At 42.0% G+C, this 14,630-nt stretch carries 9 protein-coding genes and 1 pseudogene; 6 read left to right on the top strand and 4 right to left on the bottom strand.

Going from position 1 to position 14,630, the window contains the following annotated elements; genetic code table 11:
• Positions 1–170: 170 nt before the first annotated feature.
• The 3 genes from metG to lptC all read left to right on the top strand — a co-directional run bounded on the left by metG (position 171) and on the right by lptC (position 3,778).
• Positions 171–1,757 (top strand): methionine--tRNA ligase, encoded by a 1,587-nt coding sequence (gene metG, locus VB693_RS01830; RefSeq protein WP_323264805.1) that lies wholly within the window; start codon positions 171–173, stop codon positions 1,755–1,757.
• 171 nt (positions 1,758–1,928) lie between these two features.
• Entirely contained in the window at positions 1,929–2,552 is a 624-nt protein-coding gene (locus VB693_RS01825; protein WP_190696935.1) for an NYN domain-containing protein, read from the top strand.
• Complete coding sequence (gene lptC / locus VB693_RS01820; RefSeq protein WP_416233363.1) at positions 2,552–3,778, top strand: LPS export ABC transporter periplasmic protein LptC; 1,227 nt, start codon at positions 2,552–2,554, stop codon at positions 3,776–3,778. The genes VB693_RS01825 and lptC overlap by 1 nt, the downstream gene beginning before the upstream one ends.
• 50 nt (positions 3,779–3,828) lie before the next feature.
• Here lptC and VB693_RS01815 read toward each other — a convergent pair whose 3' ends face one another.
• From VB693_RS01815 to VB693_RS01800, 4 genes and pseudogenes are all read right to left on the bottom strand, one after another.
• On the bottom strand, positions 3,829–5,148 hold the full coding sequence (locus VB693_RS01815; protein WP_323264803.1) for a D-alanyl-D-alanine carboxypeptidase: 1,320 nt from the start codon (positions 5,146–5,148) through the stop codon (positions 3,829–3,831).
• Positions 5,149–5,478: 330 nt separating this feature from the next.
• On the bottom strand, positions 5,479–6,549 hold the full coding sequence (locus tag VB693_RS01810) for an LOG family protein (RefSeq protein WP_323264802.1): 1,071 nt from the start codon (positions 6,547–6,549) through the stop codon (positions 5,479–5,481).
• A 346-nt stretch (positions 6,550–6,895) separates the two neighbouring features.
• A pseudogene (trxA, locus tag VB693_RS01805) lies at positions 6,896–7,243 on the bottom strand (thioredoxin); the annotation flags it as partial.
• Between the two features lie 473 nt (positions 7,244–7,716).
• Positions 7,717–8,880 carry a GuaB3 family IMP dehydrogenase-related protein gene (locus VB693_RS01800; protein ID WP_323264801.1) on the bottom strand — a complete coding sequence of 388 codons (1,164 nt, stop codon included), beginning with the start codon at positions 8,878–8,880 and terminating at the stop codon, positions 7,717–7,719.
• A 301-nt stretch (positions 8,881–9,181) separates the two neighbouring features.
• On the opposite strand from VB693_RS01800, the gene VB693_RS01795 reads away from it, so the two are divergent.
• The 3 genes from VB693_RS01795 (at position 9,182) to VB693_RS01785 (ending at position 14,504) form a co-directional block, all read left to right on the top strand.
• Complete coding sequence (locus tag VB693_RS01795) at positions 9,182–11,623, top strand: endonuclease MutS2 (protein ID WP_323264822.1); 2,442 nt, start codon at positions 9,182–9,184, stop codon at positions 11,621–11,623.
• Positions 11,624–12,278: 655 nt separating this feature from the next.
• Entirely contained in the window at positions 12,279–12,884 is a 606-nt protein-coding gene (locus VB693_RS01790) for a DUF3038 domain-containing protein (RefSeq protein WP_190696905.1), read from the top strand.
• A gap of 21 nt (positions 12,885–12,905) precedes the next feature.
• A complete protein-coding gene (locus VB693_RS01785; RefSeq protein WP_323264800.1) occupies positions 12,906–14,504 on the top strand; it encodes a DUF4335 domain-containing protein in 1,599 nt (532 codons plus the stop codon).
• The last annotated feature ends 126 nt before the right edge of the window (positions 14,505–14,630 follow it).

Here is a 14,630-nt window from a genome sequence, read left to right as displayed (position 1 = left end):
TTTTTATGAAAATTAGCGAGATTTATATAAATAACAAAATCATGCTTAATGTCGTAAATTTGCTAATATAAAGTTATTGTTGAAAAAAAGAACAAGAATGTTATATAATTGCTTGGTTTTGCTCTGAAAATTAAAAAATAAACGTTTTAATAATTTGATTTTTATTTTGCATGAATATAGTGGATAAAACAGAAAAGACATTTGCACTAACAACCCCGTTATATTATGTAAACGATGTACCACACCTAGGTAGTGCTTATACAACAATGGCGGCAGATACACTGGCGCGGTTTTATAGGTTGCGAGGAAAGCAAGTATTATTAATTACAGGTACAGATGAACACGGACAAAAAATTCAGCGATCGGCAGAGAGTTTAGGCAAAGCACCACAAGAGTTTTGCGATCAAATATCGGCTAGTTTTGCGTCCTTGTGGGAGTTGCTCAACATTAAGTGCGATCGCTTTATTCGCACTACCTCACCGCGCCACGAAGCCATTGTTAAAGAATTCTTCCAACGAGTCTGGGAAGGTGGGGACATTTACCAAGGTCAACAAAAAGGCTGGTATTGCGTATCCTGTGAAGAGTTTAAAGAAGAGAGGGACTTATTAGAAGGCAATTTCTGCCCTATTCATACCAACAAAGAAGTTGAGTGGCGAGACGAACAGAATTATTTCTTCCGTTTATCTAAGTATCAAACTCAATTAGAGGAATTTTACCAGTCTCACCCAGACTTTATTCAACCACAAAGTCGTCGCAATGAAGTTTTAAACTTTGTCAGCCAAGGGTTACAAGACTTTTCCATTTCACGGGTAAATGTAGATTGGGGTTTCCCTGTACCGGCTGATCCCAACCATACCTTATATGTGTGGTTTGATGCCCTGCTGGGTTATGTCACAGCCTTGTTAGATGCTGATACCACCCCCACCTTAGAAAACGCCCTAGCCAAATGGTGGCCAATTAACCTGCACTTGATTGGTAAAGATATCCTGCGCTTCCATGCTGTTTATTGGCCGGCGATGTTGATGTCAGCCAATTTACCTCTACCAGAAAAGGTATTTGGGCATGGGTTTTTAACCAAAGATGGACAAAAAATGGGTAAAAGTCTGGGTAATACCCTTGATCCTATAGCACTAGTTCAACGCTATGGTAGTGATGCCGTTCGTTATTACTTCCTTAAGGAAATCGAATTTGGCAAAGATGGCGACTTTAATGAAATTAGATTCATTAATGTTTTGAATGCAGATTTGGCAAATGATTTAGGTAATTTGCTCAATCGCACCCTAAACATGGTGAAGAAATACTGTCCTGAAAATGCACTGTCAGTTAACAATGAAGCTGTTCCTGCGGAAAATCCTTTGAAAGCCATCGGTTTACATTTAGGGGAAAAAGTTAAACAAGCCTACGAATCACTAGCGTTCAACCAAGCTTGCGAAAATGTGCTTTCACTGGTGCAAGCCAGCAACAAGTATATCGATGATCAAGCACCTTGGACACTATATAAACAAGGGCAACAACAGGAAGTAGAGACTGTACTTTACACAGTTTTAGAATCTGTTAGACTAGCAGCTTATCTGCTTTCCCCAGTGATTCCGAATATCAGTAGCGATATCTATCAGCAGCTGGGCTTTGGAATTGATTTTAATGAGCAAACAGCAAGTTTTGATACCCATTCAAAATGGGGATTACTATCTAATCAACAAAACTTGGGGAAACCCCAACCCATTTTTAAACGCATAGAACTACCAAAAAACGATTAGTCCTTTTACTCTTTGATTAATCCTGTTCTAGTTCCATTTTTTATTTTTTTCAGAAAAAATAACGGGGCGAAACTTAATTATTAGCCCCGGAACGTTATCATAAGCCGATAGTATTCTCAACTTGAAAAATTCTATCAAAAATATCAAAAATAAAAATGAGGTATGACAATAATGTTGAATAACTTGGAAAATGACTCGATATTTACGCCTGAGCAGGTTTTAGAAAATCGAGGACGTGTTGCTATATTTATTGACGGCTCAAACCTATTTTACGCAGCTTTGCAATTAGGCATTGAAATTGATTACACGAAACTACTGTGTCGCTTAACAGGTGGTTCTCGGTTGTTACGCGCTTTTTTCTACACTGGTGTAGATCGCACCAATGAGAAACAACAGGGGTTTTTGTTGTGGATGCGGCGGAATGGTTATCGAGTCATTGCTAAAGATTTAGTACAGCTACCAGATGGTTCTAAAAAAGCTAACCTAGACGTAGAAATCGCTGTAGATATGATGGCTTTAGTGGATTCTTATGACACCGCAGTGTTAGTTAGTGGTGATGGGGATCTAGCTTATGCAGTCAATTCCGTCAGCTATCGTGGTGTCCGGGTAGAGGTGGTAAGTTTGCGTTCTATGACTAGTGATAGCTTAATTAATGTTAGCGATCGCTATATTGACTTAGAGGCTATCAAAGAAGACATTCAAAAAACCCCACGCCAAAGCTATCCCTATCGACCTTTATCTGGCATGGGATTTTTAGATGATACCAGCGATGGACACCTAGAAATTCAGGATTAATGCAGTATAAACAAGATAATTTGGAAATAAGCACAAATTTAAATCAGGAGGGGGGAAGAAAAACAACTTTTTCCCCATTTTCTTTACTTAAAAGTAATTGGTATTATCTACCTTTAACTATTTGCCTAATGCTTGGTTTAGTAGCTTGTGGGTTTAAATCCCCCATAAACAACCAAGCAAATAATTCTGATTCATCTAGACAAGATAGCAATTTGACTTTCTTTGATGTCACCCTCGAACAAGCAGATGAAGTAGGAAGACCAGTCTGGAGAGTCAAAGCAAAACAAGCAGAATACACCAAAGAAAAACAAATTGGTGAAGCTCAAAGCCCTTATGGGGAACTTTATCAAGATGGCAAAGTAGTTTACCAAGTTAAAGCCGAAAAAGCAGATATTGAACAGGATGGTAAACAACTATTTCTTAAAGGAAAAATAGTAGCTACAGACCCGGCAAATGGGATTATTTTGCGAGGAAATGAATTGGAATGGCGACCTCAAGAAGATTTATTAATTGTCCGTAACCAAATTAATGGTAGTCATAAACAACTCCAGGCTGTAGCGCAGGAAGCAAGAGTAAAAACCCGTGAACAACGCATGGAATTTTCGGGTGGTGTAGTAGCAACTTCTGCCGACCCCCAGATAAAAATGCGAACCGAGCATTTAATTTGGCAGATTAAAGCAGAAACATTAGTCAGCGATCGCCTGATTCAGATTGACCGTTACAAAAATAATCAAATTAGCGATCGCGGTAAGGGTAATTCGGCCGAAGTCAACTTGAAAACTAAGATTGCTACACTAGCAAACAATGCTCAAGTAGAGTCATTAAATCCCCTAGTTCAAATCACTAGTAAGTCATTGACTTGGAACATGAACGGGGAAACCGTCACCACAAATTCACCTGTACGTGTGTTTCATAAAGCAGAAAACGTAACTGTAACTGCTAACCAAGGTGAAATGAAAATCGCCCAAAAAATAGTTTATTTAATAGGTAAAGTCAACGCTATTGGGCAGCGTCGTCAGACTCTCAATGCTCAAAAAATGACTTGGTATCTAGACAAAAAATTACTAGAAGCCCAAGGAAATGTAGCTTATCAACAAGTTGATCCCCCCGTAAATTTCAAGGGTGAAACTGCTGTCGGTAATCTGCAAACCGAAAATATTGTAGTTAAAGGGGGCGGTTCTGGGAATAGAGTTGTGACAGAGATTATTCCCAATGTGAGGGATTAAGAACTGGGTAAACTCTACCTTGCCTCCCTTATCTCCCCCGCCCCTTCTTCCTAGCTTTTAAAGACAATCTCATTCCGGTTAGTATTACCCAGTTCTGGTAAAGATTTAGCAGTATGAGGCGTGAGGGCATTAGGAACGTGAGGAGGGATTTGTAACTGCTGTACTAGACTTTGCAAAAGTTTGTCTTGTTGTTGGCGGAAAGCTGTGATTTGTGGGCCACGGTTAATGATGGCAAACCAAACTAAACCGCGATCGCGTGTTGGTACAACCCCAGCTAAAGCACTGACATCTCGCAAAGTCCCAGTTTTCATCACAGTTGCAGCCGGTAAATGCCGATGCTGCATCGTACCTCTGTGGTCAAATCCAGAAGTGGGAAACAAATCAGCCAAATTGAGTTGATCAGCAGCAGCTTCCTGTTGAATTGCCATCAACATTGCACAAGCAGCCCTAGGAGAAATGCGATTTTCTTGCCCCAGTCCTGAACCATTAATTAACTGAATTTCTGCCTCTGGTACATTAGCCATTTTTGCAGCTTTTACCTGCACTACTTGATGACCGCCTACTGAGTCTGCCAGCATATGAGCCATTTCGTTGTTGCTGTAAACGTTCATCTCCTTGATTAATTGCTTCAGAGGTAGAGAACGGTGACGCACTAGTAAAGTCTGTTGGGGGTTGGACTGTGGTGTAAATTTGACTTGACCTGCAATCACAAGCTGGGGTTTGGGTGTACCCTTGGGCATGATGGAGTGGATATAAATTGCCGGACGAGTCCAAGTTTTGGAATTGAGAGATTGCTTGAGCATTTGTCCAGCTAACAGGGGATGTCGTTGAAAATTCATGGCGAAATTGCCAGTAATCACTAAATTTCCCTTGACTTGCTTGATCCCCATTTTGTTGAGAGTATTACCCAAAGCGATCGCTTCCTCCCAAACAAACATCGGGTCGCCACCACCAGTAATGACTAAATCTCCTTGTAAAACACCTTTTACTACTGGCCCTGTAGCACTGATCATGGTATCGAATTGGTGGTTAGAACCCAAAGTTTTCAAAGCCACTAACGAAGTCGCAATCTTGGTGAGAGAAGCCGCAGGTAAAGGTGTTGTACCTTGATGATCAGCCATCAGCACAGGCCCCGACTGCATCCAAATTCCCTGACTTTGAGTGAGATCCTGCGCAATTAACTTAGATGTTAATAGCCCTTGGAGATATTGTTTAACGGTATTAGCCCCTGCTGGATTGGGATCGGGTGCAATCACTAAGCCAGGACTACTTTGCCAAGTTAGTGCATCTAAGGCATCTGACGGCTTGATTTGAACTCCAGCCATTTCCAGCCAGAGGGATACCAAACCTGAACCCAACAATTCCAGCATGATTTAATCCTCTTAGGATGTAACAGAACACAACAATTTGATTTACTGTGCTACTATACGAGATTTTTGGTGTAAATCAGTATTAAGCCGTAATAATTGGTGTTTTTTCCCTCTCTGGGTAGATTAAATTACATGGTTTTTGTATCTATTTTGACAATTTCTCAAAGTTGAGCATTTATTAAGAGCGATCGCAGATATATTCACTAAGTTATCTACATTTACCAAATTCTTCAATATCAATAAATTGGTGAGTGAGAGCCAAGAACCCCAGTTTCTTTAAAAAACCGGGGTTCTGAAGTACAGCAATAATCAAAAATCAATACCAAATCTCTATTTTTTTTCTGGATGTAATTGCTCTTTTACAGAAGACATTCCCATCTGGTTGATTGCCGCAATCATTTGATATAAGCGTCCTAAATCTCGTTGATTAAAGTATAAAACTATCCGTGGTAGGTCAAAAGTTTCGTCCTGGTTTTCTTGTGGTAACGTCGGACTTTTTTCAATTCGCCCTTTGACAATAATGTCGCTAAATTGATCATTGAGATATTCCACTTCTGCATCTGATAATTCTTGCATTAAGCGAATTACCAACTGATCACCTACATAGCGACTAGAGTGATAAACCTGGTAAAAACGGGTAATAGCATCACAAGCTACTTCCAAGTTATCGGTGACAGTGTAAAGATTGGGATCTTCAGGACTGACCAGACCTTCTTTTACCAAATGCTCATTAATGTATTGACTCCAAGATTGCCAATAATCACCGCCGGGGTGGTCGATTAAAACCACGGGTACAGGGCCAAATTTACCTGTCTGGCTCAACGTCATACACTCAAAAGCTTCATCTTGAGTACCAAAGCCACCAGGGAATAAGGCGACAGCATCACTTTCTTTGAGAAGAAATAATTTGCGGGTAAAGAAATATTTAAAATGAATCAGTTTAGGATCGCCCTCAATAATTGGGTTAGCTTCCTGTTCAAAAGGTAACTGAATATTTAAGCCAAAAGAATTTTCTCGTCCCGCACCTTCATGACCAGCCTCCATAATTCCACCGCCGCCACCAGTCATGACCATAAAGCCCAATTTGGTGACAGCACGCCCAAATTGTAAAGCCATTTGGTATTCTGGGGTTGCTGAAGAGAGACGAGCCGACCCAAAAATAGTCACTTTGCGGACGTGTCGATAATCATAAAATAGCTCAAAGCCTCGCTCCATATCTGCTAGAGAAGCAGATAGTATCTTCCAATCGAGGCGATCAATATCACTATCAGCTAGGCGAATGATGGTAGCTAAAGCCTGCTGAATGAGTTGCTGATGCTTTAAAGTCGGTAAGCGATCAATTAATCCAGCGATATCCGCTTGGAGAGACTCGAATGTGTCAAACGACGCAGATGAAGTCATGAGAACTGCCAACACAATGGCATTACATTTTACCTAATTTTGGTGTGTAATATATCAATCTTTAATTTTTGCCTTGCTGCAAGCCATTAGGAATTGGGAATTGGGAATTGGGCATTGGAAATTGGGCATTGGGTTTTTTCTTCCCTATCTTCCCCTACTTCCCCTGCTTTCTTGTCACCAGTCCCCAGTTTCTATTCCCCACAATTTGTTAGTGGGATTTTGACTGCTGTATCAATAAAATGTTTGTGAGGCGCGAAATTGATCACCTCACAAACTTACTGACAAATATTGACTCAAATTTAATCACTAATCGACTACTCAACAGACATTGATTACTGATTGAGTTTCAAAGATACTTTTCCAAAGTGTTAGCTAATGTAGTTTTGGGTACTGCACCAACTACCATGTCAACCTTTTGCCCATCTTTAAAGATCATCAGGGTGGGGATGCTGCGGATACCGTACTGACTGGCAACTTGGGGATTTTCATCCGTGTTGACTTTCACGACTTTTAGTTGACCTTCGTACTGAGATGCAATTTCCTCAACGACAGGTGCTACCATTCTGCAAGGCCCACACCAAGGGGCCCAAAAATCAACTAAAACAGGTACATCGCTGTCGAGTACCTCTTGCTTAAAAGTAGAATCTGTAACTTGTGCGGCTGCTGACATGCCTAAAAACCTTTGCCAATTATATTTCTGACTTTCGTGAAAATTCTACCATAGCAAAAACATCGGACAGAAATAGAAGGATGTATATTTGCAAAGAACTCCAGAATTTATTCACAAACGTAAAGACAAAAGGAACCGCCCGAACAGTAGTCCGGGCGGAGTGTGGTGTGAGGAGTGAACGGAAACATGCGTCTCCGCTATCTCTATTGTAGGCGACAGATGTGATTTTTCCAGTGAATGTTTAAAACTCTGGAAAAAATTTCTTGAGGATTCAAAGTATTTATCTATTAAGGATTAGGTATTTATTAGGTATTGGGAATGAGAAGATATTTTTCTATTCCCTATTCTCTAGTTCAATGGTTGAGGGTGTAGGTGTGTAGGGGTATAGGAGTATAGGAGTTTAAGAAATAATGATTTTTTCTGTGATTTTATAACTGTCACTCATTACTCTATTAAAAACTTAGCCTTTTCAAGCTATTCTCTATCCCCTATGCACTTTATTTACCCATACCTAACTGTTGAGCTTTTTGGTAAACCTTACCTTCAGTTAACAAAGAAGGAGCAATAACGACTTCAACTTGCTGCATTTCTTTGAGATTTTTTGCTCCTAAAGTCCCCATGCTAGTTTTTAAAGCACCCAAAAGGTTATGAGTGCCATCATCTAATCCTGCGGGGCCGATGAGAATTTGCTCTAAAGAGCCAGTCGTACCAACGCGAATTCGCGTCCCACGGGGCAATATTGGGCTTGGAGTCGCCATACCCCAGTGATAGCCCCTTCCTGGGGCTTCTGCGGCTCTTGCAAAGGGAGAACCGATCATCACACCATCTGCACCACAGGCAATACATTTACAAATGTCGCCACCGGTGATTAAACCACCATCAGCAATGATGGGGATATAATTACCAGTTTCTTGGAAGTATTCATCACGGGCGGCGGCGCAATCAGCGATCGCAGTAGCTTGGGGTACACCCACACCCAATACACCACGAGAGGTACAAGCTGCACCAGGGCCAATCCCTACTAATACGGCAGCAGCCCCAGCTTTTAATAAGTTCAAAGTGACTTCATAAGTCACGCAGTTGCCCAAAATCACGGGGATGGGCATAGAACGACAAAATTCTGCTAAATCAAGGGGTGTAATGGTGTCTGGGGATAGGTGGGCAGTAGAAACCACTGTAGCTTGGATAAAAAATAAATCTGCTCCAGCTTTTGCTACCACTTCACCATATTTGCTAGCACCTACTGGAGTAGCACTAACGGCGGCGATACCACCTTGTTGTTTAATTTCCTGAATACGTTTTTCAATTAATTCTGGTTTAATTGGTTCGGCATAAAGTTCCTGCATCAAAGAGACAAATTCATCTTTCCCTACCGATGCAATCCGATCCAAAATTGGATTCGGGTCAAGATAGCGAGTTTGGATACCCTCTAGGTTGAGAACACCCAACGCGCCTAGTTGTGACAACTTTACAGCCATCCCCACATCGACAACACCATCCATTGCACTGGCAATGATGGGGATTTCTCGCTCAATATTACCGATTTTCCAGCGAGTATCGGCTAAACTCGGATCGAGTGTTCTGTTACCGGGGGCTAGAGCAATTTCATCAATGCCATAGGCTCTGCGAGCTGTCTTTCCCCGCCCAAGTTGAATTTCCACGCTGTTAACTTTTCTTAATTCTGTTCTAGCTAGGGTATCAAATTGTGAGCTAAATTGCAGCGTTTTTTTGACTGGGGATTGGGGACTAATCAAGTCAAAAATCAAAAGTCAAGAGTCAAAATTAAATAACTAGAGGCTGGGAATTGGAAATTGGGGTTGAAAAAGAGTCTAAAGGAAATATATTTTTGTTTAAGTCCCCCAGGCTCAATGGGTAATCCAAATCAGTGTATGAAGGATGTCACGGTTAAGCCTTCTGGGAGCTAGAATTGATACGATACTTGTCAGATTTGATATTGCAGCCTTGATCCAATCTGAAACCTTAGAATTACTAGAATGGCATCGCTTATGCCAGCACCTTTCCACGTTTGCCGCCACTAAATTAGGGGCGATCGCATCCCTGCGTCTGCAAATTCCTACATCTCAAGCAGGAAGTGAGCAGTTGTTAGCACAAACCAAAGAAGTCTATCAACTGGAAACTCGCCTGACTGCTGGATTATCTTTTGACGGAGTGCAAGATATTGGAGACTCCCTAGAACGGGCAGAACTCCAAGGAATTTTGGCAGGGGATGAATTATTGGCGATCGCTACTACTTTAGCAGGGGCGAGAAATTTACGGCGTATTATTGATAACCAGGAAGATTTACTGATACTAAATGAATTGGTTGCTGATTTAAGGACTTATCCCGAATTAGAGCAAGAGATTCACCGATGTATTGATGAACGGGGACAAGTAACTGACCGCGCTAGCCAAAAACTAGGAGAAATTCGCATCGAACTGCGAAAATTACGCAGTCAAATTACCCAAAAACTGCACAATATCTTACAGGCGAAATCAGGTGCAGTCCAAGAACAAATTATTACTCAACGAGGCGATCGCTTTGTCATTCCGGTAAAAGCACCGCAAAAGGATGCTATTCCCGGTATTGTCCATGACACCTCAACTAGTGGCGCAACCCTTTATATAGAGCCGAATTCGATCGTGCCAATAGGCAACCAATTGCGGCAGACAATTAGAAGAGAGCAAGTAGAGGAAGAAGCAGTTCGCCGCGCTTTAACGGAGCAAGTAGCAGCCGTTAAGCCTGATTTAGAAAGGTTATTGGCAATTGTCACAACATTGGATTTGGCAACTGCTAGAGCCAGATATAGTTTATGGCTGCAAGCTAATCCTCCTAGATTTATAGACCGCGCAGAACAGGAAATCATCACATTACGGCAGCTACGCCATCCCTTATTGGTATGGCAACAGCAACACGAACAAGGTCATGCTGTGATTCCTGTTGATTTGTTAATCAGCCCAAATATTAAAGTAGTGACAATTACTGGGCCTAACACTGGCGGTAAAACTGTCACGCTAAAGACCCTAGGATTGGCAGCATTGATGGCCAAAGTGGGTTTATTTGTGCCAGCCCGTGAACCAGTAGAAATGCCCTGGTTTGACCAAGTATTGGCTGATATTGGTGATGAACAATCCCTACAGCAAAGTTTATCTACTTTCTCTGGTCACATTCGTCGCATTAGTAGAATTTTGAATGCGTTAGGGACAGGTGACAGGGGACAGGTGACAGGTGACAGGGAAGAAGAAGGAGAAGGAGAAGAAGCAATAGACTATGCTCAATCCCTGGTATTACTTGATGAAGTTGGCGCGGGTACAGATCCAGTGGAAGGGAGTGCTTTAGCGATCGCCCTTTTACAATATTTGGCTGATCATTCCCAGCTAACGATCGCCACAACTCACTTTGGGGAATTAAAAGCCCTTAAATATGAAGATGCGCGATTTGAAAACGCTTCGGTAGAGTTTGATGAGGCGACCTTATCGCCCACCTACCGTCTACTTTGGGGGATTCCTGGGCGTTCTAATGCTTTAGCGATCGCCCTACGTTTGGGGTTGAAACCGGAAGTTGTAGAACAGGCAAAAACCCAAGTGGGAGAGGCTACAGACGAGGTAAATCAGGTAATTGCTGGTTTAGAAGCCCAACGCCGTAGCCAGGAAACCAAAGCGGCAGAAGCACAAAAATTATTACAACAAGCGGAACGTTTATATAAAGAGGTCTCAGCCAAAGCCTCGGCGTTAGAGGAAAGGGAACAGTCTTTAAAGGCTTCTCAGGAAATGGCAGTCCAGCAAGCAATTACTCAAGCTAAAGGCGAAATTGCTAAAGTAATTCGCCGCTTGCAACAGGGTACACCCACAGCCCAAGATGCCCAACAAGCAACCAATACTTTAAATCAAATTACCCAAAAATATCAGCCAGCACCACCGCCTAAACAAAAAATTGGCTTCATGCCCAAAGTAGGTGATCGCATTCGGCTGTCCCAGTTTGGACAAACAGCAGAAGTTTTAACCGCCCCCGATGAAGATGGCGAGTTCAGCGTCCGCTTTGGGATTATGAAGATGAGTGTCAAGCTAGAAGATATCGAATCTCTTGACGGTCAAAAACCCGAACCAGTCACTAAACCAAAACCTAGCCCAGCCACAGTCACACCACCACCCCCAACAGCCCCAGTCATTCGGACTTCCCAAAATACCGTCGATTTACGCGGTAAACGGGTAGCTGATGCCGAATACATTCTAGATAAAGCCATTTCTGAAGCTCATGGTCAAATCTGGATTATTCACGGTTACGGCACTGGCAAATTGCGTCAAGGTGTTCAAGCCTTTTTACAACATCATTCCAGAGTCAGCCGCTTTGAAACAGCAGAACAAGCTGATGGTGGGAGTGGGGTGACTATTGCCTATATTTCTTGAGATTGGAGAGAAGAAAGCAGGGGAAGCAGGGGAGGGCAAGGGGAGAAAAGTAATTCTCAATACAATACCCAGTAACAAATTAGGAAATTTTTTTTCTGCAATAAATATAACTGGTGTCAGTTATTGATTATTCATCTCTGGTGATTGATTACCTGATGATGCTGGCAATTAATAATTAAAAATTAAATTATCCAGATATATTTATTTATACTTTGGTACGGAAATAACAGCTAAAACTGGTAAATATTACCAGCAAAATACACCTTATACACTGTTGAAAATAAAAATTCATCTTGTAGAGTAAGACAGTGACAATTGCTGTTTACCAAAAGTAAGAAAAGCAAGTGGAGTCAGAAAAAAATGTGCATTTAGTCACAAAGCAAAGGCTAATGTCTTTTAGTTCTTTTTCTTCCTGCTTTGTAAGTAGGGAATAGGGAATAGGGAGTAGAGAGTGGAGACACATAAATGCAAATAAATCTAGGGAATCTTGCCACATCAAAAAAATTAAAGAACTTCTGCCTTCTATCTGCTCTTCTGTCTTTTGACTGTTGACTTCTTTCTGCCTCCTGCCTTCTTTACAGGAAACCAACTTTAATCATTAATAGTCTCGTTTCAAAATGGGTAACAGCAACAGCCCCTACCAGCCTGATCACCTATGCTAAAAGTTATGCACTCGGCCACTGACTCAGCCACTCCCAATTCTCAGTGGGAGGACTTAACTAAACTTCCCAATCCAAATGTTATCCAATGGGAAAACATCAAAACCCAGTTAGACTTGGTGCTGTTGGCACTAGAAACCTTAACCGGTATTGGTTCTGAGGCAATGCTCTCAGCCGCAATTGATCTGAATTTGGAGTCGAGAGTGCCAGATCGCGTAGCTTTATGGCGACTGCGACAGTCAAATCCCATACGCAAAGGTCAAGGAGGGCGAAAAAAACTAGATGTGGAAGAAGCGCGATCGCTAGTTCTGATTATCTGCTACCTCACAAAACAGCACCAGGAATTAATTCGCCGTGCTGTGGGGCTACTAGAACAAATGGCGGCAAAAAATCGAGAACCTCATCAGGTTGCTTTACTGGGAGATTATATTGATGCTTTCTGCAATACTTACCAAGAGCGCATGGAAGAGGATGAGCAAATCTCAACGGATCTACTTACCCACCTGGCACTAAAACTGCTGATAGATTTACTGTTTTACAGCGCACCTGGTGGACACCGCCGTCTCTGGTTAGCACTAATAGACCGTTCCGCAAAAATTTGAAAACATCTCCTTTGTTCTGCCATGCCTCTATCAAATTCTGTCATTCGTCGCTACACACCTCCTACTTGTACACTAGAAGTATTAGCGCAAAGTTCTCCTTTATCTCGTTGGATGGGGAAACCTGTACTGAAGCAGTTAACCTTTGAGTTACACTTTGATGATCCAACTTTGCCAGAAGAACGCCGAGTGCCAATTCGAGGCGATCGCGATCAACTGGAAGCTTTATCTGATGCCGTCACTACTTACGTACAAGAACTTTTGCAACAGTCACCGGAAAGCTTTGGGTTCAGTTTCTCTGGTCTCCAGGATTCAACCAAGGTATCTGATGACACAGAATTAACAGATTTCCAACAAGCTCCTTTATTAGCTAAAACATCAAATTCTTTTACATCCCCATTTCTAGGGTCAAAAATCTACTTAGAATCAAACAGTTATTTAACTCACAATTTATATCTTGGTTCTTTAGCTAATCAAACTTCTGGTACTGTTATCCAACTTAGTCTCTTGCAACTATTTGATTTGGCAACTGCTTTAGATGAATATGCAGCAGATGTCTTAGCTTTACCAATGCTAAATCAGAGTAGTTCAGTTGTGCGTTTTCCTACCTGGGTTTCTGTGGCGGCAATGTTCGTCATAGCGGTAGGTTTAACGCCTTTGACTTGGCAATATGCTAGCAATATGCGGCAAAAACAACCACAAACAGCTAAAATCGCAGATTCTTCAGAGTCACAAGTTGCCTTACAAGACCCAACATCGCCTAATTTTCCTGTACCTCAAGCTGAACTTTCACCTTCTAATAGTTTGTCATCTCTGCCTCTAACGTCTACTCCTCCATTACCTCCAACTTCCAATTTACCCACGACAACCCTACCATCTCCTAATTCTGATTTCTCTACAACAAATTCTAATTCTGCTTTAGCACCGGATTCTCTTACCTCAACACAGACATCAAATTTACCCCAAACACAAATTCCATCAGTTTCTAGCAATTCGTCTAACATACCAAATCAGCAAATTGCAATTCAGCCTAATTCTTCAGGTTCAAGCAACCCGGCTGAACTAGGGCTTCCTATCAAGCGGGATTTACCACCAAGACCATCTTCTATTCCCGCACCACTCCCGCCGCCATTGGCTACTCTACCGAGTGCTAATAGTAACAACACTATTCCTCAACCTTATTCATCAGTAACTTCGCAACAGTCCTCAGCTAGAATTAATTCTCCTGCAACTACTTCCTCCGAAGCGGCTAATACTAGTTCATTAGTAGGCAGATTGAGGAGTGAATCGAAAAATCCCACACCCACGGAAGTTTCTGTTAACAGCAGTAGTTCACTGTTTGACACCCCTCAAGTAGCAGAAGCCAGGGAATTTTTGAAAAGACGCTGGCAACCACCTACAGGATTTACACAAACTTTAGAATATAGTCTGATGGTGGGTGTGGATGGCTCAGTTGAGCGTATTGACCCATTAGGTAAGGCAGCTAGAGAGAACTTTGAGATGGTGGGGATGCCTGCGATTGGTGAACCGTTTGTTTCTGCCAATCGCTACGGACGAAATACACGCATTCGAGTGCTTCTCAGTCCTGATGGCAAGGTACAGACTTTTCCTGAGTCTGAATGATATTCACGATATTCATAAAGCGTTGGGCATTGGGCATGGAGTAAGTTTTTCCCCTGTCCTTTGTCTCTCTACTCCCCACGTCCTATTCCCTATACCTTGAGGGTTTGATGACACTTCTTAAACTGG

Origin of the sequence: Anabaena sp. UHCC 0399 (assembly GCF_034931465.1) — a bacterium.
GTDB classification, from domain to species: Bacteria; Cyanobacteriota; Cyanobacteriia; order Cyanobacteriales; family Nostocaceae; genus Trichormus; species Trichormus minutissimus.
The sequence above is the reverse complement of the archived record's forward strand: the minus strand, read 5'-3'. Positions and strand labels throughout refer to the sequence as shown.

Bases quoted from the DNA above. Each gene is read 5' to 3' on its own strand.
- VB693_RS01790 (WP_190696905.1), top strand. From the start codon at position 12,279: ATGCTAAAAGTTATGCACTCGGCCACTGACTCAGCCACTCCCAATTCT.
- VB693_RS01810 (WP_323264802.1), bottom strand. From the start codon at position 6,549: ATGACTTCATCTGCGTCGTTTGACACATTCGAGTCTCTCCAAGCGGAT.
- VB693_RS01815 (WP_323264803.1), bottom strand. From the start codon at position 5,148: ATGCTGGAATTGTTGGGTTCAGGTTTGGTATCCCTCTGGCTGGAAATG.
- lptC (WP_416233363.1), top strand. From the start codon at position 2,552: ATGCAGTATAAACAAGATAATTTGGAAATAAGCACAAATTTAAATCAG.
- metG (WP_323264805.1), top strand. From the start codon at position 171: ATGAATATAGTGGATAAAACAGAAAAGACATTTGCACTAACAACCCCG.
- VB693_RS01785 (WP_323264800.1), top strand. From the start codon at position 12,906: ATGCCTCTATCAAATTCTGTCATTCGTCGCTACACACCTCCTACTTGT.
- VB693_RS01825 (WP_190696935.1), top strand. From the start codon at position 1,929: ATGTTGAATAACTTGGAAAATGACTCGATATTTACGCCTGAGCAGGTT.